This is a genomic window from Xanthomonas campestris pv. badrii, assembly GCF_012848175.1.
Lineage (GTDB): Bacteria > Pseudomonadota > Gammaproteobacteria > Xanthomonadales > Xanthomonadaceae > Xanthomonas > Xanthomonas campestris_C.
The window spans coordinates 1,936,582-1,961,154 of the sequence record NZ_CP051651.1; the positions used below are offsets into that span (position 1 = coordinate 1,936,582).

The window sequence follows — 24,573 nt, forward strand, 5'->3', positions numbered from 1 at the left end:
CGCTCAGTTCGCCAACTCGGTCTGTTCGCGGTCGATGCCGTACTTGCGCAGCTTTTCGACCAGGGTGGTGCGGCGCAGGCCTAACAGCTGCGCTGCGTGGGCGACCACGCCCTGAGTACGTTCCAGCGCCTCGTTGATCAGCGCCAGTTCGATGTTGGCCATGTGCCCGCGCAGGTCGATGCCGTCGTCGGGCAGGCTGGCTGCCGAGGCCGGTTCGGCATCGGTGGGCTTGGGCTGCAGCGTCACCACATTGCTGGACAGCGTGGTGGCGTCGGTGGGCGCGGCGACCAACGCCGGCTCCGGCGGCAACTCGACCGGAATGGACGAGGCGAAGTCACCGCGATAGCGCGCCGGCAGATCCTGCACGCGCACCAGTCCACCGGGATGCAGCACCGCCAAGCGCTCCACCAGGTTGGTCAGCTCGCGCACATTGCCGGGCCAGTCGTAGCTGCGCAGCGCCTGCAGGGCTTCGTCGGCAAAGCGCACCTCGCCGCGGCCGGTGCGTGCCAGTTGGCCGGCGATGGTCTGCACCAGCATGGCCAGATCGTCCACGCGCTCGCGCAGTGCGGGCATTTCGATCGGGAACACGTTGAGACGGTAGAACAGGTCCTCGCGGAACTGCCCGTCGCTGATGCGCGCTTCCAGGTTGCGGTGGGTGGCGGCGATCACACGCACATTGCAGCGGATGGTCTGGCCACCGCCCACACGCTCGAAGCTGCGCTCCTGCAGCACGCGCAGCAACTTGACCTGCATGGGCAGGCTCATGTCGCCGATCTCGTCCAGCAGCAGGGTGCCGCCTTCGGCCATTTCGAAGCGGCCCTTGCGTGCACTCAGGGCGCCGGTGAAGGCGCCTTTCTCGTGGCCGAAGAGTTCGCTTTCCAGCAGGTCCGGCGGGATCGCGCCGCAATTGATCGCCACGAATGGCCCGTCGCGGCGCGGCGAATGTTGATGGATGGCGCGCGCCACCACTTCCTTGCCGGTTCCCGATTCGCCCAGCACCAGCACCGTGGTGTCGAAGGCGGCCACCTGGTCGATCAGCCGGCGCAGACGCGTCACCGCTTCGCTGTTGCCGGTCGGGCCGGTGTCCTGCTGCACGCCGGCCTGGTGCTCGGCATCCAGCCGCTTGAGGCTGGCACGGCGCAGCAGCGCTTCCAGCTGCGCATGCCGCAACGGCGTATCCAGTGCCCAGACGTTGGCCTCGTGCAGGCCGTGGGATTGTGCAAACTCGCTCGGGCTGCCTTCCATCAGCAACACCGGTGGCGGCAGCTTGGCATCGGCCAGCCAGTCGAAGAATCTGTCGGCCTGCGCGGCGTCCTGCGCCGACCCCACCATCACCGCCATCCATTCGTCATGGCGGTGGCGGCCGGGGTTGATGTCGGCGCCGTCGGTGACCCAGCGGGGATTGAAGTCCATGAATTCGAGCAGCGAGACGGTGCGCTCGGCGCGGACGGCGTCGCTGTCGATCAACAGAATGCGGGACTCACTCATTCCTGGCTCCTTCCGTCAGGCCCTCCAGGATTGGCATGACTTCCTGGATGTAGGACAGCTTGCTGACAAAATTGTCAGCACCCGCGCGAAGAGCGTGTTCACGATGCTCGGCATCGTCGAAGTGGCTCGCAATCACGATATACGGCGGATCGTCCTGCGTCTTGATCAGACGCGTGGCCTGCAGGCCGCCCATCTCCGGCATGGCCAGGTCCATCAGCACGACATTGGGGCGCAGCGACTCAGAGCGCTCGATCGCTTCCAGTCCATTGGCGGCACTGCCCACGATGTTGAGCCACTCCACTTTGCGAAAATGACGCATCGCAGCGTTGATGAAGCCCTCGTGGTCGTCGACCAGCAGCACGGTGAGTTTGCTCATAGTAGTCCTTATCCCGCTCGCGCAAGCAGCGGTTTTGTGGTGCGACGGCGCTCGCGTGCCGGGGCGATGTCCAGTTGTTCGCGGTACTTGGCCACGGTCCGGCGCGCAATATTAACGCCCTGACGCGACAGCAGGCCGGCGATCGCTTCGTCGGCCAGCGGCCGGCCGGCCGGCTCGCTCTCGATCAGGCGACGCACCATGGCCTTGACCGCCTGGCCGGAGACGCTGGCGCCTTCCAGTCGCACGGCGAAGAAATGCTTGAGCTCGAAGGTGCCACGCGGGGTCTGCAGGTATTTGCCGGTGGTGATGCGCGAAATAGTCGATTCGTGCATGCCGATCTCGTCGGCAATTTCCTTCAGGGTCAGCGGTGCCATGGCTTCCTCGCCACGGGCCAGGAAGGCGGCCTGGCGCTCGACGATGGCGCGGGTGGCGCGCAGCAGGGTCTCGTAGCGCATCGACAGCCCACGGGTCAGCCAGCGCGCTTCCTGCAGCATGTCGCGCAGTGGCTGGGCGGCATCGCCGGCCTCGGCCAGCGCGCGTTCGTGCACCGGGTTGATGCTGACCCGGTGGGTGGTGGCAGGATTCAGCGCCACCCGCCAGCTGTCGTCGGCATGCCAGGCGAGCACATCCGGAATCACGCTGGCGTTGCTTTCCTGCAGCAGGTCGTCGCCTGGGCGCGGTTGCAGCGACAGGATCAGCCGCACCGCTTCGCGCGCATCGTCCACTTCTGCATCGTGGGCGCGCGCCAGCAGCGCATAGTCGTGGCTGGCCAGCAGGTCCAGATCGCCGGCCAGGATGCGGCCGGCCAGGTGACGGGCCGGCACGCGGCCGGGCAGGGCGGCCAATTGAGCCTGCAGGCATTCGCGCAGGTCGCAGGCGGCCAGGCCGGCCGGATCGCCGTGCAACAGGCGCTGGCGGATCGCTTCGACGGCCTCAACGCGCATTCCCAACCGCGTGGCGCCGAGCTGCTGCAGCGTGGACAGCGCATCGCTCAGATACCCGGCATCGTCGGTGTGCTCCAGCCAGAACGCGGCGGCCTCCAATGCGGCCTCGTCCAGATCCAGTGCCAGCTCGCGCAGGATGCGCACATGCGGGTCGGTGGATTCGCCCGCCGCCACACGCTGCATGCGGTCGTCGTCGCCATCGTTCCAGCTGCTGCCCTGCACGTCCCACATCGTGCTTTCCGGCAGCTCATCGAACGCGGCCACATCGGTGGCGCCATCGTCGTTGGTGGTGGCCTCGTCCCCGTTATCGGCCAGCTCTTCCAACTCCAGCAACGGATTGGTTTCCAGCGCGCGACGAATTTCCAACTCCAACTGCATGCCGTCCAGTTGCAACAGACGGATCGACTGCAGCAGCTGCGGGGTGAGGTGCAGTTGCTGGCCAAGCTGGGCGGAAATGGTCGTCTTCATCGAAGCGCTTCCGAAGGGCACTGCACGCAGCAGCGATGGAACGCATCTTGCAGGACAACACGACGGGTTTCTAATCGGGGAGTCAGGTGAGGCGACTGGTGATTTTCCTGACAGCCTGTCAGGAATCCCCCGACATTTTTGGCGGGCTCGAGCGTGCCTGACGGAATTCCGTCACTGTTTTTGGCCAACGTGGCCCGGATGCACCTTTCACCCTCCTGACAGCCGGGCAAACGGTCCTTGGAAGTTGCTCAAACCAGCTCGTTGTGGTGCTTGGCTGCCAGCAGCACCAGATCGTTCGCACGCCGGCAGCCCAGCGACTCCATCATGCGCGCGCGGTGGGTCTCCACCGTCTTGACGCTGATGCCGAGGTCGGCGGCAATTTCCTTGTTGCTCTGGCCGCGGCCGATCTCGCGCAGGATCTCGCGCTGGCGCGGCGACAGGGCAGCGATACCGACCGGTTTTTCGCGGCCCAGCATCGGGGCGATCATCTTCGAGGAAATCTGCGGGCTCAGGAACACCTGGCCGGCGGCCGCGGCGCGCAGCGCCAGTTCCAGCTCCAGCGGAGCGGCATCCTTGACCACGAAGCCGACTGCGCCGCGATCGAGCGCGTCGCGCACGTGCACCGGGTCGTCATGCATGGACATCATCACCACATGCGTGCGCGGTGCGGCGCGCAGCACATCGGTCATGGCGTCCAGTCCGCTGCGCCCGGGCAGCGACAGGTCCATCAGCACCAGATCGGGGCGATGCAGGGATGTCATGTCCAGGGCTTGTTGCGCGTTACTGGCCTCGCCGACGACATCGATGCCGGCGAAGGTTTGCAGCAGCCTGGACAGGCCTGCACGGACAAGGGTGTGATCGTCGACGATGATGACTCGCACGGCGCAGAAGGGACCTTTTTCGGTATAGGGCACCTTAGCCGACCCGGCGCCTGACGCCAACTGGCGGCGTCAGCGCTGGCGCCTGGCCTCGGCGATCTGACGGCGGTGCAAACGGAACAGATGACGTTCCAGAGCATCCTGCAACCCGGGGGCAAGCGGCGCGAAGCGCAGCCATAGCCACTGATCGTGGCCGTCGCTCGCGCTTGCCAGCACCTGTGCTGGAAGCTGTACAAGTTCAGGAAGCCAGTCGGACGGTTGCAGGCACACCACGCCCGTGGTGCCCGCCGCATGGCTGGTTGCGCAATTCAGGCGGATGCCGCGCACCGACCAGTGCACCAGGTTCTGGATCAGGCCACTGTCGCCCTGGCGTACCAGGCGGCCGATCAGCGCCAGCATCAGATCGAGCTTGGCGTCCATGCGCTGCACCAGCAGCGGCAGTTCGCCGCGGTCTTCGCTGGCTTCTTCGCTGCGCAGGTCCTCGACCTGGCCAAGACTGCGCAGCAGGGTTTCCGCGGCACTGTGTGCGCCGGCGTCGCCACCGGCGTGGAAGCCGGCCGGCAGACGCAATTGGCAGCTGAGCGTGTCGGCAAACAGCTCGGCCTCTGCGTCCGGCGCGAGTGTGCCGAGCGCGGACATTAGATCCGGCCGACCCGGGCGTAGGCGCGGCTGGCCGAGGAGGAGGTGCGCTGCGCGCGGATCAGCTCCAGCAACTTGCGCTGACGCTCGCGCATCAGCCGCATCAGGTCCTGGTGCATCGTCAGCAGCGTCTGCAGGGCATCGCGGTCCTGGTCGAGGTCCACGTGCTGCGCGTACTGGCGCAGGTGCAGGTCGTGCGCATCCAGCATCAGCGGCATGACTTCGAATTCCTCGTTCGCCATGGCGATCCGGATGTCGGCCATTTCGGCCTGAAGGCTTTGCACGCTATGCATGGTTGGACTCACGAAACGGCGGAGAGACCGCGTTGTTCGAGGGGGATGGAGTTCCACGCCGAGTCGATTTCGCTGAGCAGATCCAGCGCTTCGGTCAACGCGGTGTCGTCGTTGTGCAGATTGGCTGCGGTCAGGCGCTGCATGACGTAGTCGTACAGGGCCGACAGATTACCCGCAATCTCGCCGCCGGCTTCATGATCGAGCGAGCCGTTCAAGTGACCGACGATCGCGCAGGCTTCGCCGATGGCCTTGCCCTTGCGCGCCTGGTCGCCCTGCACCAGGCAGGCCTGGGCCAGACGGATGCGCTGGCAGGCGCCGGCGAACAGCAGCGACACCAGCTTGTGCGGGTCGGCTTCGGTCACGCTGGTGGACACGCCGACCTTGCGGTATTGCTCGGCGTACTGACGATTGGAACCGTACATGGATGACTCCTCAATGGGCTGACCTTCGCGGGTCCCGGAGCGCTGCGCTCGGGCGACGACGCTCCTGCCGACAGGCAAGGCCGAAATCACGATAGGCCCTTCTTGTATCGGCAATACCCTGACAGGACTTGAGGATCTGCATCACGTAAATCAGCTCATCAGCAGGCTGCTGAGCGAGCTGGTGCTGCTCTGCAACTTGCTGATCATGGTTTCCATCGCGGTGAACTGGGCGGTGTAGCGGTCGCTGAGTTTTTCCATGCGCGCATCGAGGTCGTCCAGCTGCGATTCGTAGCCCTTGATGGTCTTGTTCAAGCTGTCCGAGCGCAGGGTAAGGGTGCCGTTGGTGACATTGACGTTGCTGTCGAGCAGCTTGGTCAGGGTGCCGCCGAACTTGCTGTCCTTGCCGAAGACTTCTGCAGCGGCGCCACCGTCGGCGGCGATGGCGGTGTCGAACTTGGCGCCGTCGAAACTCATCACGCCATCCTTGTCGATGGTCAGGCCCAGGGCCTTGAGTTCGTTGACGTTGCCGCTGACCTGGCCCCGCAGCTGTTGCTGCAGGCTGCGTACCAGCGAGTCGCCGGTCAGTGCCGAAGCGCTCCTGGTCGTCGCGTCGTAGCTGCTGCTTTTGGCCAGAAGGGTGTTGGCGGTGTTGTAGGCGGCAGCGAAGGCGGTGAGGTTGCCCTTGAGGCCGCTGGTGTCGGCGGCCACGCCCAGATTGAACTTGGTGCCTTCGGCGGCCTTGGTGAGGGTGAGTACCACCCCTGGCACGATGTCGCTGACGGTATTGGAGCTGGATGTCCGCTCGAAGCCGTCCACACGCACCAGTGCGTCGGCTGCGGCCACGGTCTGGTTCAGTCCGCCGGTGACGCCGGGGCCATAGGTGAGGCCGCTCAGGCTCGGGTCGCTGGCACTGATGGTCAGTGCGCCCTTGGTGCCGGAATCGACCGCATTGAAGACCAGGTGCTGGCCATCGTTGGCGGTGACCACGCTGGCGGTGACGCCCTTGCCGCCGGCAGCCTTGTTGATGGCCGCCGCGATGTCGGTGAGCTTGTCGGTGCCGCTGATGTCCACGGTCACGCTGCTGTCGCCGTAGCCGATCGTCAGCGTGCCGCTGCCCACCGTGGCATCGGCAGTGAACGCACCGGAGGCCAGCTTTTGCGCGGTGGCCAACGACACCACTTCCACCGAATAGTTGCCCGGCGCTGCCGAGCTGGTGGTGGTGGCAGTGAAACCGGCATCGGTCGGCACCGTGGCCTTGTAGGCGTTGGTGTCGGCGCTGCTGATGACCTTATCCAGCGCAGACTTGAGCGTGGTCATGCTGCTCTTGATCTGGCTGATCGCCGAGAGCTGGGTGGTCGCGGCGGTGCCGGCCTTGTTGATGCGGTTCTGTTCGGGGTCTTTCTCCGCGGCCACCAGCTTGGACACCAATGTAGGGATGTCCAGTCCAGAGGTGGACGTGCTGACCAACGATGCCATGGTGCATTCCTCGTCTGGGCGTCCGAAACGCACGGACGCGTGGGATTACGTAACGGGTATCGGCTGCATCCGTGAGGACTTTAGCGGCAGCGTTGGATCACCCGCACCGGATGCAGGGATGCAAGTTCCATACCCGGATGAATTCGGCGGCCGGCGTCAAAAGCCCGTCTGGCCACTCTACAAAGGCAGCGGCCACAAAAAAGCCCCTCCGAAGAGGGGCTTTGGACTGCGCGGAGCGCTGCCGCATTGCTGCGGCAGGTAGCTGCCAGTTACTGCAGCAGGCTCAGCACGTTCTGCGGAACCGACTTGGCCTGGGCCAGCATGGCAGTACCGGCCTGCTGCAGGATCTGCGTACGGGTCAGCTCGGCGGTGGTCTTTGCATAGTCCGTATCGGCGATCCGGCTGCGCGAGGCGGTGAGATTCTCCGAGGTGGCAGCCAGATTGGCGATGGTGGAAGTGAAGCGATTCTGCACTGCGCCCATGTCCGCGCGCGAGGAATTGACCGCAGTCAGCGCCTTGTCGACGATTTCCAGGGCCTTCTGCGAGCCGGAGAACGTGGAAATGTCAAGGCTGCTCAGCGTGACGGCGGCACTGCCGGACGCGGCAGAGGCGGTGGTGAGGCCGGCGCTAGCAGTGATGCCCGCAGCGCTGGAGGTTCCGCCGGTCAGCGCAGTGAAGTCCTGGCCTGCCTTCAGCGACTCAAGCTTCAGATTGCCGCTGGTGTCGATCGAGGCATACATGCCGGTCTGATCCAGCTTTTCGTTGATCGCCGAGGCGACCTTCTTGTTGACATCGGCTGCGGTGTCGCCGGAAGCGATCTTGACGTCTCCGATGGTGACGCTCTTGGCAGCGCCGCTGGCGTCGTTGAAGGACAGTGACATGCCACTGATGGAGCCGGAGGCAGTGGCGGTACCGGTGACGCCGGCACCGCTCACCGCGGCGGCGAAGTTGGCCTTGCCCAGCGAGTCGATGTTGGCATCGACGATGTTGCTGACGCCGATGGTCTGGCCGGCATCGGCGCCGACCTGGAACAGCGCACCAGTGAACGAGCCGTCCAGCAGCTTGGTGCCGTTGAAGCTGGTCTGGTTGGCAACGCGGTCGATTTCAGCGGTCAGCTGCTTGACTTCGGAGTTCAGCGCATCGCGGTCGGTCTGCGAATTGGTGGCGTTGGACGACTGCACCGACAGCTCGCGGATACGCTGCAGGTTGTTGCCGATTTCCACCATGGCGCCTTCGGCGGTCTGGGACAGCGAGATACCGTCGTTGGCGTTGCGCGCGGCAACGTCCACGCCACGGATCTGCGTGGTGAAACGCTCGGAGATGGCGAGACCTGCGGCGTCCACCGAAGCGCTGACAATGCGCTTGCCGGAGGACAGCTGCTGGATGCTCAGCGCCATGCTTGAGCTGTTGGTGTTGAGGTTACGCTGAGCGTTCAGCGACATTACGTTGGTGTTGATTACCTGTGCCATTTTGATTTCTCCTAAGCGATTTTTCCGGCAAGGGGGACTTGCCCGGAGCCTCCGCAGGGGGGCCATCAAGTTGGCCGTTGCCGCTGCTGAGATGAATAACGGCGTTGCGTCAGGAACCTTTAGCGAAATTCAGTATTTTTTTACTGTTTTTCCGCCGCGGGACGAAAAGCGTAAGCGTTGTGTATCAAGGGGTTTGGTTTATTCGGCAGCACCCCGTAGATCTTTAGCGTTGGTATAAAGCTCGAGCAATAAACTCCGTCTGCCTGCACCGGGACTGCCGTGCAGGGGCGAAGCAAAACGCAGGTTTGCTGCGGAAAATCAGCGGATCATGTTGAACAAGGTCGAGGACTGCATCTGCTGAAAAATGGTCTGAGCAGCCTGCAGGGAGGCCTTCTCCAGTTCGTACTGCCCGATCGCGGTGGCATAGTCCAGGTCGCGGATCGACGACAAGGTGGTCTTTAGCGTGACTTCGTTGGAGGCGAGCAAGGAGTTGGCGTTGTCGATGGCCGACAACTGCGCGCCGCCGGAAGCACGCGCATCGATCATCTTCGACGAGGCCTGCGCGATGTCGCGCATCGACGACTGCAAGGTGTTGATCATCGCCGCCTTCTGCGGCGGGGTCAGGGTGTCGGAGGTGAGCGCACCGACCAGGTCGTCGATGGTGGAGAACACGTCCTTGGTGGTGGAGGCGCCGATCTGGAAGCTGTCGCCTGTCGCCGGTGCGCCGCTGATGCGCATGCGCACGCCGGCCGCGGCGATGTCCTCGCCATCCTTGTAGGTGCCGGTGCCGACCACTGCATTGGTGCTGTCGCGCACCTCATAGGTGTCGGCAGCGGTGAACTGCACGCTGTAGCTGCCGCCATTCCAGCTGCCGGTACTGGCATCGCGGCTGAAATCCAGCAGCAGGCCGGTACCGGCATTGGCGGCGTTGGCGTGCGCGTCCACGGTACCGTCGCCGGTGCGGATACGCATGAAGATCTCGCTGCCGGGCAGGGTGTCGCTGACGAAGGTGTCCGGCGCCACTTCGACCTGCTTCTGGGTCTGGTCGCCGTTGTAGACCACGCCGCCATTGCTCTTGATGAACGGTGCGCTGCCATCGGCGGTGCCGCCGAACAGATAGCGCCCGGTGCCATCGGTGCTGTTGGCAAGGCTCACCATGCTGTCGCGCAGGGCGGTCAGTTCCGAGGCGATCGCCTTGCGGTCGTCCGGGCTGAGCGTGGAGCTATTGGCCTGTATCGTCAATTCGGTGACGCGCGCCATTGTGTCGCCCGCGCGTGCCAGGACGTTTTCCTGCAGGCCCAGCCGGTTCTGCACGTTGTTGGCGTTCTCGCCGAAGCGGGCGATCGCGGCCAGCGCACGGTCCAGGCCCACCGCGGTGCCTGCGGCGACCGGATCGTCCTTGGCGGTGACCAGGCGCTGCCCGCTGGACAGTTGCGATTCGAGCTGGTTCAGCCGCGCCTGCTTGGCCCCCATCGAGGCCACCGACTGGCTATACATCATGCTGGTGGAGATACGGTCGGTCATCAGCGTACGGCGCCCAGGATGGCTTGGAAGATGGTGTCGGCGGTGGAGATCATCTGTGCAGCCGCCTGATAGGCCTGCTGCAGCTTGAGCATGTTGGCGGCTTCCTCATCGAGGTTGACGCCGGAAATCGAATCGCGGCTGGCCTGCGCCTGGTCGTCGATGACCTTCTGAGCGTCAGAGGCGTAGCTGGCCGCACGCGCGGCCGAACCCACCGAGGTGGTCAGGCCCGACAGCGCGCCGTTGAGCGTGACGGTGCCGCCGCTGAGCGCCTTGGCATCGTCGATCTTGGCCAGCAACTTGGCATTGCCGTTGTCGCTGGAGCCGGCGCCCATCGGGCCGACGCCGAAGGTGTCGCCAGCCTTGGGCGCGCCATCCAGCGCGAAGCTCCAGCCGTTGGCGCTGATGGTCTGCCCGGGGGTGTAGGCGAACGGACCGGCGCCATCGATGGTGTATTGATTGGCGTCGATGAACTCCACTGACGATGGGGTCAGCAGCGCCGGATTCTGCGCATTGGTGACCTTGACGTCGCTGATCTTTCCCGAGCCCAGGTTGGCGACAGTGGCGGTGGCCTTGACCGGCGTTGCCGCGGCAATGCGCGACGGGTCGGTGATGGCTACCGACAGGGTGCCGGCCAGCCCGGCGGTGGGCTGCAGCAGGAATTTGTCGCCGTTGGCCGGCGTGCCGCCGACCACCATGCTCACGCCATTGAGCACCAGCGGGTTGGCAGCGGTGCCAGTGCCGGTCATCGGCACGACCGCGCCGGTGCTGGCGTTGGTGGCCTTCCACACGCCGCCGTCGAAGCTGAGCGTGACGTTCTGCCCGTCCACCGCCGCCATGTTGCTGAAGCTGGCGCTCAGCGCGGCGGTGCCGGTATTGCCCGGGTTGGCGGCGGTGGTGGGCGAGCCGATGTTGAAGAAGTTGCCGCCCATCGCGCCGTACAGGTCCATCCCCTGCGCGTGGCCGGCATTGAAGGTGCTGGCCATGCCCACGGCCAGGCGGCCCAGTTCGGCCTGGGTCGGCTCCAGCACGCTGCTGCGGAATTCCAGCAGGCCGCCGATCTGGCCACCCAGCGAATTGGCGCTGAGGCTGACGTTCTGGCCCTGGGTCTGCATCGCCACCTGCAGCTTGGTGGGCTGGTACGGGTCGGCTACCGTGGTGAGCCTGGCCGCGGTGGTGCCCACCACCAGCGCTTGGCCACCGGCGGTGAAGACATTCATGAAGCCGCCGTCTTGCATCACCGCGGTGCCGCCGGTGTACCCCACCAGCTTGCTCACCAGCGCGTCGCGCTGGTCCAGCATGTCCGGCGCCGCGTTGGCCGCGCTGTTGCCGATGGTGCCGTTGATCTTGGCGATCTGCTGCGTCAAACGGTTGACTTCATCCACCGAGGACGTCAAGCCACTGTTGACTTCATTGCTCAGGCTGTCCATCTGCCCGTTGAGCTGCTTGAAGCGCGTGGCCAGCGAGTTGCCGCTATCGAGCATGCTCTGCCGCTCGGCGGTGGAGGACGCATTGGACGACACCGCGCTGGTGGAGTCGAAGAAGTTCGACCACAGCCCGGCGACGTTGGTGGCAGTGTTGGAGTAGAGCGCGTCCACGCGATTGGACAGCGAGGACAGCTGCTGCAGGCGCGCGAGTTCGCCGCCGCTGTCGAGCAGCCGCGAGATGGCCAGCTGGTCGGCCACCCGGCCCACATCGGTGATCTTGGCGCCATTGCCCACGAACGCGTAGCCCATGTCGGTGGGCGTGCGCGTTGCAAATTCCACGCGTTGGCGGCTGTAGCCTTCGGTATTGATGTTGGCGACGTTATGGCTAACGGTCGACAACGCCCGTTGGAAGGCGATCAGCGCGCTGGTCCCGGTGGACATGATGGACATGGACGTTTACCTCAGCGGCGGATGGTGCCGAGCCCGGCCGGCTCGGTGGTACTGGCATAGCGGTTGGACAGATCGGCCGCCGCGTTGCCGATGGCGGCCACCGCGCGGTCGATGGTCGGACCGTTGGCGATCGCCGCGATCTTGGCCGCATAGCCCGGATCGGTGGCGTAGCCAGCCTGTTGCAAGCCGCGTGCAAAACCGCGGATATCGGTGCCGGCCTGCAGCGCGCCCTGGTAGCGGCTGTTGTTCTTCAGCAGGCGCACATAGTCGGCGAAGCTTTCTTCGGCCGAGCCATAGGCGCGGAAATCCGCGGTTTCGGTGGTTTTGACACCGTTGACGTATTCGTGGGTACCGGTGGTGACCTTGTTCCCGCTCCAGCCGGTGGCCTTGATGCCGAACAGGTTGTTGGAATCGCCGCCGTTGCCGATGCCGCGACGGCCCCAGCCGGTTTCCAGCGCGGCCTGCGCCACCAGTGCGCGCGGGTCCACACCCAGTTCGCGCGCGGCTTTCTGTGCATGCGTCCAGATCTTGGCGACGAAGCCTTCCGGGGTGCGCTCGCCCAGGCTGGCCGCAGCATTGCTGGCCGCGCTCGCATTGACCGCCGCATTGGCGTCGGCAGCATCGCTGACAGTGACATCGCTCCAGCGATCGTTGGCCGACGGCCAGCTCAATGCAGCTGCATCATCGCTGCCGGCCTCGCCACCACCGGTGCGCCCGGCAATCAGGTCCAGCACCTGGCTCATGCCGACGCCACCCAGCGCGCCTGCGCCGAGCTTGGCCGCCGCGCCCAGGGTCGCGCCGATGCCGCTGGCTGCGCCATCGCGGACCGGCAGCGGCAACGAGGCATCGCGCTTGCCGGCAACCAGGGAGTAGGCCTTTGCCGCATCGGCGCTGCTCAGCGAGGTGTTCAATGCCGGGCCGCCGGTGTCGCCGCTCAGCTGCTTGGAGATCATCGCCGACAGGCCCAGCCCCTTGCCCTCGGTCAACGCCTTGGCCATCTGCTGGTCGTACATTTCGCGGAACATCTGGTTTTCGCCCGGAAACATCGGGTCGCCGGCGCTCGCATCGCGCATGCTCTTGACCAGCATCTGCGCGAACTGGCCTTCGAGCTGACGGGAGACCTTGTCGATCTTTGCCGGATCGGCCTTGGTGCTCGGGTTGAGATCAATGGGCGAGGCTGCGATACGCATGTCAGATCACCTCTAGCTCCGCCGTCAGCGCGCCAGCCTGCTTCAGGGCTTCCAGGATGGCGACCAGGTCGCCGGGAGCCGCGCCGACCTCGTTGACCGCGCGGACGATCTGGTCGAGCGTGGTGCCGCCTTCGAACTTGAACATGCGGCTGCCTTCGGAGGTGGCCGTGATGGTCGACTGCTGGGTCACTGCAGTGCGGCCGCCGCTGAAGGCGCCCGGCTGGCTGACATTGGTGTTCTCGCTGATGGTCACGGTGAGCGAGCCATGCGCAATGGCGGCCGGCATCACCCGCACCAGCTGGCCGATGACCACGGTGCCGGTACGCGCATTGACCACCACCTTGGCCGGTGCGTCGCCGGGCGAAAGCTCGACGTTTTCCAGCCGTGACAGCAGGCCGATGCGCGCGCCCGGGTCGGTCGGCGAGCGCACCGCCACGGTCACGCCATCGACCGCACGCGCGGTGCCGGCGCCGAAGCTGTTGTCGATCGCCGCCACCATGCGCGAGACGGTGGTGAAGTCGTTCTGGTGCAGGTTCAGGGTGATTTCACCGCTGCCGGCGAACACGTCCGGCAGCGCGCGTTCGACCGTGGCGCCATTCGGAATCCGGCCGACGCTGGGCACGTTGACCGACACCCGCGACCCGTCCTTGCCCTGCGCACCGAAGCCGCCGACCACCAGGTTGCCCTGGGCCATTGCATAGACCTGGCCGTCGGCGCCTTTCAGCGGCGCCATCAGCAGCGAGCCACCGCGCAGCGAGACCGCATTGGCGATCGAGGACACAGTGATATCGATCGGCTGGCCGGGCTTGGCGAACGGCGGCAATTCGGCGTGGATGGCCACGGCCGCGACGTTTTTCAGCTGCGGGTTGACGTTCGCCGGAACATTGACGCCCAGCTCGCCGAGCAGGTTCTTCAGGCTCTGCACGGTGAAGGGGGCCTGGCTGGTACGGTCGCCGCTGCCATCCAGGCCGACCACCAGGCCGTAGCCGACCAGCGCGTTGCCGCGCACGCCACCGACCTGGGCAAGATCCTTGATGCGTTCGGCGCTGGCCGGGGCGGCCATCGCGCACAGCGCAACGGCGGCAGCGAGCAGACGGAAGGGCAGGGAAGACAGGTTCATGGTCGCAGGCTCAGTAGGGCGACAGACGGGAATTGAAGAAGCGGCTCAGCCAGCCCATCGCGTTGGACTGGGCGATGGCGCCGCGGCCGCCGTAGGCGATGCGGGCGTCGGCCACCTTGCTGGAGGGCACCGAGTTGTCCGGGGCAATGTCGGCGGCGCGCACGATGCCTTGCACCTGCACCAACTCGTCGCCCTGGGTCAGGCGCAGCTGCTTCTGCCCCTGGATCACCAGGTTGCCGTTGGGCAGGCGCTGCATCACGGTCACGGTGACGCTGCCCTGCATGCGGTTGCTCTGCGCGGTGTTGCCCTTGCCGTCGAAGCTGCGATCGCCGCTCAACGAGTTCTGCAACACGTTCAAGCCACCGACGGTCAACGGCGCACCCAGCAGCGTCGGGGCGGCCATGGTGGTGGCGTCCTTCTTGCTGATGCTGGTGTTGGCGGTGGACGAGGCGGTGGTGTTTTCGATCAGATTCACCGTCAGCAGGTCGCCGACATCGCGGGCGCGGCGGTCGCCATACAGATTCAGGCTCGGGCCGGCGGCGTAGATCGCGCCGGCGGTGGGCTGCGCCACCGGCGCGACCACCGGCACGATCGGCGCCATCGCCGCAAACGGCCGCACATCGCCGGCGGCCACGCAGCCACCCAGCAGCGCGCTGCAGGCGATGGCCAAGCACAGAGAGGAGAGGGAAGGCAGGCGGGACATGGCGTAAGTTCCTGAGAGGGCGGTGAGCGGCGAGCCGATCAGACGTTGTTGTTCAAGTAACCGAGCATGGAGTCGGTGGTGGAGATGGCCTTGGCATTCATTTCATAGGCGCGCTGGGTTTCGATCATGCTCACCAGCTCTTCCACCGTATTGACGTTGCTGCCTTCCAGCGCGCCCTGCACGGTGGTGCCCAGGCCGTTGAGGCCGGGCGTGCCGTTCTGCGCGGGGCCCGAGGCGGTGGTTTCGACGAACAGGTTCTCGCCCTTGGCCTGCAGGCCCGAGGGGTTGATGAAGTCGGTCAGCGTCAGCGCGCCGATTTCCTGCGCGGCGGCCTGGCCGGCCAGGGTGACGCTGATGGTGCCGTCGTTGCCGATGGTCAGCGACTGCGCGCCTTCGGGGATCTGGATGCCCGGCTGCAGCGGGTAGCCGCTGTTGGTGACCAGCTCGCCCTGGGCGTTGATCTGGAAGGTGCCGTCGCGGGTGTAGGCGGAGGTACCGTCGGGCATCTGCACTTCGAAGAAGCCGCGGCCGTTGACCATCACGTCGAGCGCGCGGCCGGTCTGCTGCTGGCTGCCCTGGTCGAAGCCCTTGAACGTGGACACCACGCGCACGCCGGTACCCAGCTGCAGGCCGGTCGGCAGCTGCGTCTGCGCGGAGGTGGAACCGCCCGGCGCACGCACCTGTTGATACAGCAGGTCTTCGAACGCGGCACGGTCGCGCTTGAAGCCGGTGGTATTGGTATTGGCCAGGTTGTTGGAAATGACCGACATGCGCGTCTGCTGCGCATCCAGTCCGGTTTTGGCGACCCACAAAGCCTGATTCATGACCCGATTCCTCGTTAGACCCGGGGATGTGTTCCGGGTACGGGTGGGTATATGCACGTGGCGTGCCAAAGTGGCGTCGGATTTTTGCCGGGTGTGCGCGGGATCACATCGCCTGGTTGCGCGGGGGCCTGTGCTTCGTTATCCGCGCTTTTGTGGATGTAGCAAAAATCCAGGGCTAAAGCTGAGTCGGTCGAGGGCGCGATGCCCTCACCGCTCGCGGGACACGCCGTGAACCCGTCCATGGGGCTCCTTTGGCATCCATGCCGCCAAGGGTCCCGCAATCGGTGAGGGCACCGCGCCAGACAGTTGGCTGGTGGTCAACCGGAAGCAAGTCATCGCATGCATCGGGCAGTTTGCTGCTCAGGATTGCTTGCTTGGGCACTCGATGACATGCGATACGCGCGATGAAGGGATGAGCGAGTAGCGGTCAACCAGCACGTCGAGCACTGCTTTCGCAAAGACACCGACAATCTTCACTGGTCCTTGCCCGCTCACCCTCCCGGGACCTCACGCGGCATGGATGCCGCGTAAGAGCCTCCATGGACGGATTCACGGCGTGTCCCGCGAGGGTGAGCGGGCAGGGGCCCTCCAGCCAGGTCACGGACTAGCCGCTCCGCAGTCGTGCCGCAGATCAGTCGCCCTGTAATGAAGCCGCGGATTTTTCGGTATGCCGAACGCGGGCGCCAACCACGCCTTACGGTCGGCGGCGGCGTCAGCAGAAAATTGGCAAGTTGGCCGGCGGCCTGCGCCGCGTTTAGCCGCTCACCCGCAACAACGAGTTGGCCGATTGCGCGTTGTCGTCGCCGTTCTTGATGATCTTGACCTGCATTTCGAACTGACGCTGCAGCTGGATCATTTCCACCAGCGCGCCGGCCGCGTCCACGTTGCTGCCTTCCAGCATGCCGCTGTTGATGGTCTTGCCGGTGGCCACCGCAAACGCCTGCGCCGGGTCGGTGCTGGTGTTGCGCATCAGCCCGTCGGGGCGCCGCGTCAAACGGTCGGCGGGGGCGTCGACCACCTTCATCTTGCCGACGATGGCCATGGTCTGCGGGCCTTCGCCCTGCGGAATGATGGAAATGCTGCCGTCGCTGCCGATTTCCATCGCCTGGTGCGGCGGGATGGTCATCGGGTTACCGCCTTCATCCAGCACCGCGTGCCCGTTGGCGGTGACCAGCTGGCCATTGGCGGTGAGCGCCAGTTCGCCGTTGCGGGTGTAGGCCTCGCTGCCGTCGGGCGACTGCACCGCCAGCCAGCGGTCCTGCTGCAGCGACACGTCCAGCGGGTTGCCGGTCACCTTCTGATGGCCCTGGCTGCGGTCGAAGCCCTGATCCACGTGCAGCGCGTCGATCCGCGACGGATAGCCCTTGCCCTGGATCTTGAACGCCTCGGTATTGGCCAACGCGGCCTTGAACCCCACCGTATCGACGTTGGCAAGGTTGTGCGACACGGTGCCCTGCGCCTGCAGGGAGGCACGGGCACCGGTCATTGCGACGTAGAGGGCTTTATCCATGAGGCACCGGGAATCGGGAATGGAGAATCGGGAATCGCAAAAGCGGGATTGCGGGGCTTGGGAGTAGGGGGCAAGACCGGCATCCGCTATGCGCGACGCCGGCTCTTACGATTCCCTATTCCCGATTCCCCACTCCCGGCTTACCGAATATTGATGATCGTCTGGGTGACCTGATCCTGGGTCGAGATCATCTGCGAATTGGCCTGGAAGTTGCGCTGGGCCACGATCATGTTCACCAGCTGCTCGGTCAGGTCCACGGTGGAGGCTTCCAGCGAGCCGGATTCGATCTGGCCCAGGTCCGAGGTGTCCGGGGCGCCGACGCGGGCGGCGCCGGAGGTGTAGCTCTCGGCCCACATGTTGTTGCCCTGCGACTGCAGGCCCTGCGGGTTGACGAAGCTGGCCAGCGACACCTGGCCCAGCGGCTTGTCGGCGCCGTTGGAGTAGCGCGCGAACACCACGCCGCTGGTGTCGATGCTGATCTCGTTGAGCTTGCCGCTGGCGTAGCCGTCCTGACGGGTGTCGCGCAGGGCGAAGGCTTCGCCGTACTGGGTGGAGCCGGTCACGTCCAGGCGCATGTTCAGCACGCCGGCACCGGTGCTCGGGGTGAACGGGTCCATCGCGATGATGCCGTTGGCCGGGGTGGTCAGCGAGCCGGTGTCGGAGAACTGCAGCGTGGTCGGCGCACCGACCGCGGCGCCGTCCACGTAGTTGTGCACCTGCCATTCGTTCGGGTTGGCGGTCTTGACGAAGTAGGAGGTCTGCACATGGCTGACGCCCAGCGAGTCGTAGACGTTGATGCCGCCGGTGGAATGGCTATAGGTCTTGTCGTCGGCCGGGCTGAACGGGGTCACCACCGGCGCGGTGGCGTTGCCGGGCAGGGTGAAGGCCAGGTTCACCGTGGAGGTCGATTTGGGCGGGCTGTCGGTGGTCAGCAGCTGCAGGTCCGACAAACGGCCCACGTCGAACCCGTTGCCGCTGGGATTGGGCGCAAATACCTGCAAACGCGCGCCCTGCGGGTTGACCACATAGCCGTTGGCGTCGGTCTGGAAGTTGCCGGCGCGGGTATACATCCTGGCGCCGTTGGACGAGACAGTGAAAAAGCCCTCGCCGGAGATCGCCAGGTCCAGGCTGCGCCCGGTAGGGTCGATATTGCCCTGCGAGAACTGCTGCGCCACGTTGCTGACCCGCACGCCCGAACCCACCGCGTTACGCGACAGGCCGTAGCTGGTGCTCTGGAACATGTCGGCAAACTCGGCGCGCGACTCCTTGAACCCGGTGGTGTTGACGTTGGCGATGTTGTTGGAGGTGACGTTCAGATCGGCATTGGCTGCGTTGATGCCGGACAACGAAGTATTGAAAGCCATGGATGAGTTCCTTTAAGTGTCGGTTGCCGGCTCAGCTGACGCGGAGCACGTTGGCGAGCGGGGAGGTGCCGAGCCCCGTCAGGTTGAGATACAGGCCGTCCGAGCCGATCGTGACGCTGTCCACCGGTGCATCGACGTAGGTGGACAATTTGCTCTTGGCACCGGCGGTGTCGGTTTGCGTTGCGGTGATGCCGTACTTGCCGGCGGCCATGCGGTTGCCGTTGGCGTCGGTGCCATCCCAGGCGAACGACACCTCACCGGCAGCGCTGGCCGGCACGCTGATCTGCTTGACGAAGGCGCCGTTGGCATCGGTGATTTCGAAATTGACGAAGCCTGCCGATGTGGCCGCGACCACGCCCTTGGCCGAGCCGGTGGCATCGATGGCCACCTGCGCCGACGGCACCAGCACGTTGTGCCCGACCAGCGCGGCGCCCTTGAGCACCTGGTCGGCGTTCATCGAATCGGAGAAGTTGCCGACCTTGGTATTGAGGTCGCCAATGCCCTGCACGGTGGAGAACTGCGCCAGCTGGCCCAGGAACGCGCTGTTTTCCATCGGTTTGAGCGGGTCCTGGTGCTGCAGCTGCTCGGTCATCAACTTGAGGAAGTCGGCCTGGCCGAGCGCTTCTTCTTTCTTGGCGACGGTGCTGCCGGTGCTCAGGCCGAGAGTCTTGTAGAGATCGCTGCCGATCGTGCTCATCTGGTGTATTCCGTAGGTGTGTCAGCTAGGAAGGGTCAGCGACCCATGGTCAGGGTCGCCAGCGCCAGTTCCTTGGCGGTATTGAGCATTTCCACGCCGGCCTGGTAATTGCGCGAGGCGGAAATCATGTTGACCATCTGCGAGACCGGGTCCACGTCCGGCGAGAACACGTAACCGTCGGCATCGGCCAGCGGGTGGCCGGGCTCGTAGCGGCGGATCGGCGGCGCGTTGGTGGTGGTGATCTCCTTGACGTTCACCGAGGTCAGGCTGGGGTCCTGGCGGCTCTGCTGGGCCTGGAAGATCGGCTCGATCGGTTTGTAGGTGGCCTCGGCCGAGCCCGCCACCGAATCGGCGTTGGCCAGGTTGGAGGCGATGGTGCTCAGGCGCACCGACTGCGCGTGCAGCGCCGAGCCGGCCACGTCGAAAATGGGAAGGTTGCTCATGACTTATTGGCCCGTGATCGCGGTGAGCATCGAGCGCACCTTGGATTCGAGGAAGCTCAGCGACGCGCGGTATTCCAGCGCGGCGCGGCCGTAGGCGGCACGTTCGGCGTCCGGATCGACGGTATTGCCGTCCAGGCTGGGCTGGTCGGCTTCGCGGGTGATCTGGAACGGGTTGAGCCCGGCGCTGCCGCCGATCTCGTAGTGCTTGGCATCGGTGGTCTGCAGCAGTGTGCCGTCACGCACGCCGTCGGCCGCCTTGAGCGCGGCTTCGAAGTTCAGGTCCTTGGCCTTGTAGCCAGGGGTGTCCACGTTGCTCAGATTGCTGGTAATGAGCTTCATGCGCTGCTCGCGCAGCGGCAAGGCGTCGCCGTGGATGCCTAGAAAGGACGAGAAGGGATTGGACATGGTGCTCTCCCGCGAGGTGTTGCCAGGGAGGAAGCAATGTTTGTGCCAATCGGGGTGGTACTGGCGACGGAACGCGGAGAACGATCGGCGCTGCCGACGCACGGCAACTTGCTGTCCGGAAAACGCGATGGCCACGCCATCCGTCGCGGGATTGGCGCGGTCAAACGCGACAGACCGGAAGGTTCGACAGTCCCGAGGCGCAGTCTGGCGTTAGCAGATGTGACTTCGGCATCGCGTGGACGCGTTTGCCTCACCTTTCTGCGCTGCAGTGCGTTTTGCAGCTAGGCAGCCCCTTGTGGCTGCCATCGGCTCCGACCCGGCAGCCGCTTGGCCTTGCTCAGGCCGCTTCGGCAACCACTTTGAGACGGGCCAGCACGTAGTCGGCCAGCTCATGGGCGCTGTACTTGGCCACGAAGGCGTTGGCGCCGACCTGTTCGACCATGGCGTTGTTGAACACGCCGGACAGGGAGGTGTGCAGCAGCACGTACAGGCCCTGCAGGCCCGGGGTGCGCCGGATTTCCGTCGTCAGCGTATAGCCGTCCATCGCCGGCATTTCGATGTCGGAGATGACCATCGCGTAGCGGTCGGCCGGGTTTTCGCCGGATGCGGCCACCTGCAGCAGGTGATCCAGCGCCTGACGGCCGTCCGAGAGCAGGGTGGCCGAGACGCCCAGCTGGTCGAGCACGCTGCGGATCTGCTGGCGCGCCACGCGCGAGTCGTCCACCACCAGCACCTGGAACTGCCGGTCGTAGGCCACCAGCTGCAGCGACGGGTCCAACTGCACGTCCTTGCTGACCTTGGCGATGTCGGCCAATACGCTTTCCACGTCGATGACCTGGATCAGCTCGCCCTGGAAGCGCGTCACCGCCGTCAAATAAGTGGCTTCGGCACCGAGTTCCGGCGGCGGATGGATGTCTTCCACCGCAATATTGACGATGCGCTCCACGCCGCTGACCAGGAAGCCCTGGACTGAGCGGTTGAACTCGGCCACCACCAGGTAGCCAGGCCCGTTTTCGGCATGCGAATCGCGCTCCGGGTGGCCGATGGCCAGGCCCAGGTCCAGCACCGGCACCGAGCGCCCGCGCACGTCGGCCACGCCAGCGAACTCGGTCGGCAGGCCCGGTACCTGGAACAGTTCCGGACGGCGCAGCACTTCCTGCACCTTGAAGACGTTGACGCCAAAAAGCTGGCGTCCGCCCAGCCGGAACAGCAGCAGGGCCAGTCGATTGTGGCCAGCCAGTCGGGTGCGCTGGTCGATGCGGTTGAGCAGATCGTGGGTCATGGGGCAGATATCGACAGCGCCCTCGGGAAACTTGAGGGCTTTATGGGTGGTTGGGGGCGCTGTCGGGAATGGAGAGTCGGGAATGGGGAATCGTAAAAGCGAGGGGTGGGCTTTCCGCAGCAAGCCCGAGGCGAAGGGCAGTGACTTTGCTTGCTGATAACTTTCAACTAGTAAATCGCACGGCGGCAACGAAGGCCGACCACCTCTCAGCCACCAACCGATTCCCCATTCCCGATTCCCGATTCAAAAACAGGCACGCCGCTTGCACTGTCTGTCCCGTCTTCCTCCGGATCTGGTCCCATGCGCCTGCTCCTGCTTGTCATCTTGTTGGCTGCCGCTCCGGCCTGGGCCCAGAGCTATCAGTCTGTCGATTCCATCCGTGCTGCAGCGTTGGCCACCGTTGGCCCCGACGCCGAAGCCGAGGCCACGCTCGATCCGGGCCTGCGCATGCCGGCTTGCCCGATCGCGCTGCAGGCCCAGCCCACCGGGACCAATACAGTGGAAGTGGCCTGCCCGCAGCCGGCCGGCTGGCGCCTGTTCGTGCCGCTGAAGGTGCGCCGCAATCAGGACGTGCTGGTGCTGCGCCGCGGTATCAGCGCTGGAGAAACCATTTCGCTGGCCGATATCAGTATCGAGAAGCGTGACGCCGCCCGCATCGTCGGTGCGGTGTTGGCCGACCCGGTCGCTGCAGTGGGCAAGTCCGCCCGCCGCGTGCTGACGGCCGGCTCGCTGCTCTCGGCCAGCGATCTGGTGACGCAGCGGCTGGTCCGGCGCGGCGACACCGTCCCACTGGTGGCACGCAACGGCGGTCTGGAGGTGCGCATGAGCGGTCGCGCACTCTCCGATGCCGGGGAAAACGAGCGGGTGTCGGTGGAAAATTCCTCGTCACGGCGGGTAGTGCAGGGCATTGTTGAAGCGAGCGGAACCGTTGTGGTCTCCAGGTGAAAAATTCCTATAAAGTTTTTTTTCTGGGTGCCGTTATCCCCTACGACCTGTAGAGGAGTTCCTGACATGACCCAGAAAATCGAAGGCAATCTACCGACCGCTGCCACCCTTCGTACCGCGGCCACCAGCAGCAAGATCGCCTCGGCCGGCGAAGATCGCGCGTCCCCGGTTGCCGCCACCCCGCCCACCGACAGCGTCAAGCTGACCGGCGAGGCGACCAACCTGCAGAACCTGCAGCGCGAGCTTTCGCAGTCCTCGGCGATCGACACCGGTCGCGTCCAGGCCGTGAAAGAGGCCTTGCAGAACGGCAGCTACACCATCAATCCGGATGCCATCGCCAGCCGCATGATGGATCTGAATCAACAACTGGCGGGTTGATCCCGACGTAAAGGATGAGCGTGAACGAGTTCCTGCAACGTCTCAGCGATGCGCTGGCCGGCGAACGCCAGGCATTACTCGAGAACGACATCGATGGGTTGATGCGGCACACGCAGGACAAGCTGTCTGCGCTGCGCGGCCTGGAAGCGGCAATGCCCGAAGGCCAGGAAGAGCGCCTGCGCGAGCTGGCCGAAGCCAACCGTGCCAATGGCGCGCTGCTGGCCCGCCGTCGCCGTGAAGTGAACTGGGCGTTGCGTCACCTGGGCCGCACCGAGAGTGGGCCGTCGTACGACGCCAAGGGCCAATCCAGCGTGCTGCGCGGCGGACGTTCGTTGGCTGTGGCCTGAGTTCCACCGCGTCTTGCAGCCGTCCGGTTGGCAGATACGCACCACGCCTGCGTCATCCGGCAGGCATTGTCTGGCCTGCGACACACCGCCGGGTAACGCCAACTGGCGATACGGCGCGTCGATGGTTCGGCGTATATTGAGGCGTCCTCTACGCCGCCTGCTCCCGTGACCGCCAAGTTTTTTCTCAATCAAGCCTTACTGCCGTCCTCGGATATCCTGCGCGCCTTCGGCGACCAGATGCTGGAGGGTGTGCTGCTGTTCCGCGCAGACGGAAAGCTCATTCTGGCCAACGCCGTTGCACGCCAAAGCCTGTGCAAGGAAGACCCCACCGACGACCGCAATCTGGGCGAGCGAATCTCGCAGGTGCTGCCCTCGGACGCGCTGAACCAGGCGCGCAGCAAGGGCAGCTGGACCGGCAGCCTGCCGGTGGCCGATCGCGTGGTCATTGCGCACCTGTACTACAACGAAGCACAGGGCGTGGGCCATTTTCTGGCGCTGTTCCACAACATCGAAGGCCAGCAGGATTACGAGCGCGAGCTGCAGCAACGTCACGCCGAGCTGCGCCAGGCCTACATGCGCTTGAACGGCGCGCAGGACAAATTGCTGCAGTCGGAAAAGATGGCCTCCATCGGCCAGCTGGCCGCCGGCGTGGCGCACGAGATCAATAATCCGATCGGCTATGTGCACTCCAATCTCGGCAGCCTGCAGGAATATCTGCGCAGCCTGTTCACCCTGATCGAAGCCTACGAGCGCGCGCTGCAGGCGCCGGATCCGAAGGCGCTGATTCCCGAGATCGACGAAATCCGCAACCGCGCCGACATCGACTTCATCAGCCGCGACCTGCCGCAGCTGATGGCCGAATCGCGCGAAGGCATCGAGCGGGTGACCCGCATCGTGCGCGACCTCAAGGACTTCTCGTACTCGGACCGTTCCGAGTCGTGGAAGATGGTGGACCTGCATGCCGGGCTCGAATCCACGATCAACATCATCTGGAACGAGCTCAAGTACAAGGTGACCCTGGAGCGCAACTACGCCGAACTGCCGCTGGTGGAGTGCCTGCCGTCCGAGCTCAACCAGGTCTACATGAACATGCTGCTCAACGCCGGCCAGGCGATCGTCGAGCGCGGCACGATCACCGTCACCACCGGGCGCGACGAAGCGGAAAACGTCTGGATCCAGTTCCAGGACAGCGGCGCCGGGATTGCCCCGGATCTGCTGCAGCGCATCTTCGACCCGTTCTTCACCACCAAGCCGGTGGGCAGCGGCACCGGCCTGGGCCTGTCGATCTCCTACGGCATCATCAACAAGCACCACGGCCGCATCGACGTGGAAAGCATCCCGGGGCAGGGCGCCAGTTTCCGGATCACGCTTCCGATCCGGCAGCCGAAGTAGCGCTGGCGCGCTGGGAATCGGGAATCGGGAATCGGGAATCGGTAAAAGCGGTTGGTCGGTCGCTCGGTTTTAGCTGCGGGCCTGACAAGCAACAAGCTGGCTGGGGTCTGCTCTACCGATTC

Annotated in this window: 25 protein-coding genes; 4 read left to right on the top strand and 21 right to left on the bottom strand. The window is 65.2% G+C overall.

Going from position 1 to position 24,573, the window contains the following annotated elements; genetic code table 11:
* Positions 1-3: 3 nt before the first annotated feature.
* From HG421_RS08160 to HG421_RS08260, 21 genes are all read right to left on the bottom strand, one after another.
* Complete coding sequence (locus HG421_RS08160; protein WP_169705974.1) at positions 4-1,488, bottom strand: sigma-54 dependent transcriptional regulator; 1,485 nt, start codon at positions 1,486-1,488, stop codon at positions 4-6.
* Complete coding sequence (locus HG421_RS08165) at positions 1,481-1,864, bottom strand: response regulator (RefSeq protein WP_005997154.1); 384 nt, start codon at positions 1,862-1,864, stop codon at positions 1,481-1,483. Before HG421_RS08165 ends, HG421_RS08160 begins: the two co-directional genes overlap by 8 nt.
* 8 nt (positions 1,865-1,872) lie before the next feature.
* Positions 1,873-3,276, bottom strand: coding sequence for an RNA polymerase factor sigma-54 (gene rpoN, locus HG421_RS08170; protein ID WP_169705975.1), 1,404 nt, complete (start codon positions 3,274-3,276; stop codon positions 1,873-1,875).
* A gap of 248 nt (positions 3,277-3,524) precedes the next feature.
* Positions 3,525-4,157 carry a response regulator transcription factor gene (locus tag HG421_RS08175; RefSeq protein ID WP_003482986.1) on the bottom strand — a complete coding sequence of 211 codons (633 nt, stop codon included), beginning with the start codon at positions 4,155-4,157 and terminating at the stop codon, positions 3,525-3,527.
* 69 nt (positions 4,158-4,226) lie between these two features.
* Complete coding sequence (locus tag HG421_RS08180) at positions 4,227-4,793, bottom strand: PilZ domain-containing protein (protein ID WP_169705976.1); 567 nt, start codon at positions 4,791-4,793, stop codon at positions 4,227-4,229.
* Positions 4,793-5,086 carry a hypothetical protein gene (locus tag HG421_RS08185; RefSeq protein ID WP_169705977.1) on the bottom strand — a complete coding sequence of 98 codons (294 nt, stop codon included), beginning with the start codon at positions 5,084-5,086 and terminating at the stop codon, positions 4,793-4,795. The genes HG421_RS08180 and HG421_RS08185 overlap by 1 nt, the downstream gene beginning before the upstream one ends.
* Before the next feature lie 8 nt (positions 5,087-5,094).
* Positions 5,095-5,508 carry a flagellar export chaperone FliS gene (fliS, locus tag HG421_RS08190; RefSeq protein ID WP_029219813.1) on the bottom strand — a complete coding sequence of 138 codons (414 nt, stop codon included), beginning with the start codon at positions 5,506-5,508 and terminating at the stop codon, positions 5,095-5,097.
* 150 nt (positions 5,509-5,658) lie between these two features.
* Positions 5,659-6,984, bottom strand: coding sequence for a flagellar filament capping protein FliD (fliD, locus tag HG421_RS08195; RefSeq protein WP_169705978.1), 1,326 nt, complete (start codon positions 6,982-6,984; stop codon positions 5,659-5,661).
* Positions 6,985-7,253: 269 nt separating this feature from the next.
* Positions 7,254-8,453 carry a flagellin gene (locus HG421_RS08200; protein WP_169705979.1) on the bottom strand — a complete coding sequence of 400 codons (1,200 nt, stop codon included), beginning with the start codon at positions 8,451-8,453 and terminating at the stop codon, positions 7,254-7,256.
* Positions 8,454-8,771: 318 nt separating this feature from the next.
* On the bottom strand, positions 8,772-9,977 hold the full coding sequence (flgL, locus tag HG421_RS08205) for a flagellar hook-associated protein FlgL (RefSeq protein ID WP_169705980.1): 1,206 nt from the start codon (positions 9,975-9,977) through the stop codon (positions 8,772-8,774).
* Positions 9,977-11,851 carry a flagellar hook-associated protein FlgK gene (flgK, locus tag HG421_RS08210; RefSeq protein WP_169705981.1) on the bottom strand — a complete coding sequence of 625 codons (1,875 nt, stop codon included), beginning with the start codon at positions 11,849-11,851 and terminating at the stop codon, positions 9,977-9,979. The genes flgL and flgK overlap by 1 nt, the downstream gene beginning before the upstream one ends.
* Before the next feature lie 11 nt (positions 11,852-11,862).
* On the bottom strand, positions 11,863-13,041 hold the full coding sequence (locus HG421_RS08215) for a flagellar assembly peptidoglycan hydrolase FlgJ (protein ID WP_169705982.1): 1,179 nt from the start codon (positions 13,039-13,041) through the stop codon (positions 11,863-11,865).
* 1 nt (position 13,042) lies between these two features.
* Entirely contained in the window at positions 13,043-14,161 is a 1,119-nt protein-coding gene (locus tag HG421_RS08220) for a flagellar basal body P-ring protein FlgI (RefSeq protein ID WP_169705983.1), read from the bottom strand.
* 10 nt (positions 14,162-14,171) lie between these two features.
* The gene (gene flgH, locus HG421_RS08225; protein ID WP_169705984.1) at positions 14,172-14,864 is read right to left on the bottom strand and encodes a flagellar basal body L-ring protein FlgH; all 693 of its coding nucleotides are present in this window, start codon (positions 14,862-14,864) and stop codon (positions 14,172-14,174) included.
* Positions 14,865-14,902: 38 nt separating this feature from the next.
* Positions 14,903-15,688: a flagellar basal-body rod protein FlgG gene (gene flgG / locus HG421_RS08230; RefSeq protein WP_169705985.1), complete on the bottom strand. Its 786-nt coding sequence runs from the start codon at positions 15,686-15,688 to the stop codon at positions 14,903-14,905.
* A 754-nt stretch (positions 15,689-16,442) separates the two neighbouring features.
* Positions 16,443-17,198, bottom strand: a complete 756-nt coding sequence (gene flgF / locus HG421_RS08235) for a flagellar basal-body rod protein FlgF (protein WP_005921307.1) — start codon at positions 17,196-17,198, stop codon at positions 16,443-16,445.
* A 140-nt stretch (positions 17,199-17,338) separates the two neighbouring features.
* Positions 17,339-18,562, bottom strand: a complete 1,224-nt coding sequence (gene flgE, locus HG421_RS08240) for a flagellar hook protein FlgE (protein ID WP_169705986.1) — start codon at positions 18,560-18,562, stop codon at positions 17,339-17,341.
* Positions 18,563-18,593: 31 nt separating this feature from the next.
* Positions 18,594-19,259, bottom strand: a complete 666-nt coding sequence (locus HG421_RS08245) for a flagellar hook capping FlgD N-terminal domain-containing protein (RefSeq protein ID WP_169705987.1) — start codon at positions 19,257-19,259, stop codon at positions 18,594-18,596.
* A 35-nt stretch (positions 19,260-19,294) separates the two neighbouring features.
* On the bottom strand, positions 19,295-19,702 hold the full coding sequence (gene flgC, locus HG421_RS08250; RefSeq protein ID WP_005914451.1) for a flagellar basal body rod protein FlgC: 408 nt from the start codon (positions 19,700-19,702) through the stop codon (positions 19,295-19,297).
* Positions 19,703-19,705: 3 nt separating this feature from the next.
* The gene (flgB, locus tag HG421_RS08255) at positions 19,706-20,107 is read right to left on the bottom strand and encodes a flagellar basal body rod protein FlgB (protein WP_169705988.1); all 402 of its coding nucleotides are present in this window, start codon (positions 20,105-20,107) and stop codon (positions 19,706-19,708) included.
* A gap of 337 nt (positions 20,108-20,444) precedes the next feature.
* Positions 20,445-21,389: a chemotaxis protein CheV gene (locus tag HG421_RS08260; RefSeq protein ID WP_169705989.1), complete on the bottom strand. Its 945-nt coding sequence runs from the start codon at positions 21,387-21,389 to the stop codon at positions 20,445-20,447.
* Between the two features lie 300 nt (positions 21,390-21,689).
* On the opposite strand from HG421_RS08260, the gene flgA reads away from it, so the two are divergent.
* The 4 genes from flgA (at position 21,690) to HG421_RS08280 (ending at position 24,451) form a co-directional block, all read left to right on the top strand.
* Complete coding sequence (gene flgA / locus HG421_RS08265; RefSeq protein ID WP_169705990.1) at positions 21,690-22,334, top strand: flagellar basal body P-ring formation chaperone FlgA; 645 nt, start codon at positions 21,690-21,692, stop codon at positions 22,332-22,334.
* 66 nt (positions 22,335-22,400) lie between these two features.
* On the top strand, positions 22,401-22,712 hold the full coding sequence (gene flgM / locus HG421_RS08270; RefSeq protein ID WP_064510812.1) for a flagellar biosynthesis anti-sigma factor FlgM: 312 nt from the start codon (positions 22,401-22,403) through the stop codon (positions 22,710-22,712).
* Between the two features lie 14 nt (positions 22,713-22,726).
* Positions 22,727-23,059, top strand: a complete 333-nt coding sequence (locus tag HG421_RS08275) for a flagella protein (protein ID WP_029219828.1) — start codon at positions 22,727-22,729, stop codon at positions 23,057-23,059.
* A gap of 165 nt (positions 23,060-23,224) precedes the next feature.
* Positions 23,225-24,451 (top strand): ATP-binding protein, encoded by a 1,227-nt coding sequence (locus HG421_RS08280; RefSeq protein WP_169705991.1) that lies wholly within the window; start codon positions 23,225-23,227, stop codon positions 24,449-24,451.
* The last annotated feature ends 122 nt before the right edge of the window (positions 24,452-24,573 follow it).

Coding starts and splice junctions, on each gene's coding strand:
- HG421_RS08160 (WP_169705974.1), bottom strand. CDS start 1,488: ATGAGTGAGTCCCGCATTCTGTTGATCGACAGCGACGCCGTCCGCGCC.
- HG421_RS08165 (WP_005997154.1), bottom strand. CDS start 1,864: ATGAGCAAACTCACCGTGCTGCTGGTCGACGACCACGAGGGCTTCATC.
- rpoN (WP_169705975.1), bottom strand. CDS start 3,276: ATGAAGACGACCATTTCCGCCCAGCTTGGCCAGCAACTGCACCTCACC.
- HG421_RS08180 (WP_169705976.1), bottom strand. CDS start 4,793: ATGTCCGCGCTCGGCACACTCGCGCCGGACGCAGAGGCCGAGCTGTTT.
- HG421_RS08185 (WP_169705977.1), bottom strand. CDS start 5,086: ATGCATAGCGTGCAAAGCCTTCAGGCCGAAATGGCCGACATCCGGATC.
- fliS (WP_029219813.1), bottom strand. CDS start 5,508: ATGTACGGTTCCAATCGTCAGTACGCCGAGCAATACCGCAAGGTCGGC.
- fliD (WP_169705978.1), bottom strand. CDS start 6,984: ATGGCATCGTTGGTCAGCACGTCCACCTCTGGACTGGACATCCCTACA.
- HG421_RS08200 (WP_169705979.1), bottom strand. CDS start 8,453: ATGGCACAGGTAATCAACACCAACGTAATGTCGCTGAACGCTCAGCGT.
- flgL (WP_169705980.1), bottom strand. CDS start 9,977: ATGACCGACCGTATCTCCACCAGCATGATGTATAGCCAGTCGGTGGCC.
- flgK (WP_169705981.1), bottom strand. CDS start 11,851: ATGTCCATCATGTCCACCGGGACCAGCGCGCTGATCGCCTTCCAACGG.
- HG421_RS08215 (WP_169705982.1), bottom strand. CDS start 13,041: ATGCGTATCGCAGCCTCGCCCATTGATCTCAACCCGAGCACCAAGGCC.
- HG421_RS08220 (WP_169705983.1), bottom strand. CDS start 14,161: ATGAACCTGTCTTCCCTGCCCTTCCGTCTGCTCGCTGCCGCCGTTGCG.
- flgH (WP_169705984.1), bottom strand. CDS start 14,864: ATGTCCCGCCTGCCTTCCCTCTCCTCTCTGTGCTTGGCCATCGCCTGC.
- flgG (WP_169705985.1), bottom strand. CDS start 15,688: ATGAATCAGGCTTTGTGGGTCGCCAAAACCGGACTGGATGCGCAGCAG.
- flgF (WP_005921307.1), bottom strand. CDS start 17,198: ATGGATAAAGCCCTCTACGTCGCAATGACCGGTGCCCGTGCCTCCCTG.
- flgE (WP_169705986.1), bottom strand. CDS start 18,562: ATGGCTTTCAATACTTCGTTGTCCGGCATCAACGCAGCCAATGCCGAT.
- HG421_RS08245 (WP_169705987.1), bottom strand. CDS start 19,259: ATGAGCACGATCGGCAGCGATCTCTACAAGACTCTCGGCCTGAGCACC.
- flgC (WP_005914451.1), bottom strand. CDS start 19,702: ATGAGCAACCTTCCCATTTTCGACGTGGCCGGCTCGGCGCTGCACGCG.
- flgB (WP_169705988.1), bottom strand. CDS start 20,107: ATGTCCAATCCCTTCTCGTCCTTTCTAGGCATCCACGGCGACGCCTTG.
- HG421_RS08260 (WP_169705989.1), bottom strand. CDS start 21,389: ATGACCCACGATCTGCTCAACCGCATCGACCAGCGCACCCGACTGGCT.
- flgA (WP_169705990.1), top strand. CDS start 21,690: ATGCGCCTGCTCCTGCTTGTCATCTTGTTGGCTGCCGCTCCGGCCTGG.
- flgM (WP_064510812.1), top strand. CDS start 22,401: ATGACCCAGAAAATCGAAGGCAATCTACCGACCGCTGCCACCCTTCGT.
- HG421_RS08275 (WP_029219828.1), top strand. CDS start 22,727: ATGAGCGTGAACGAGTTCCTGCAACGTCTCAGCGATGCGCTGGCCGGC.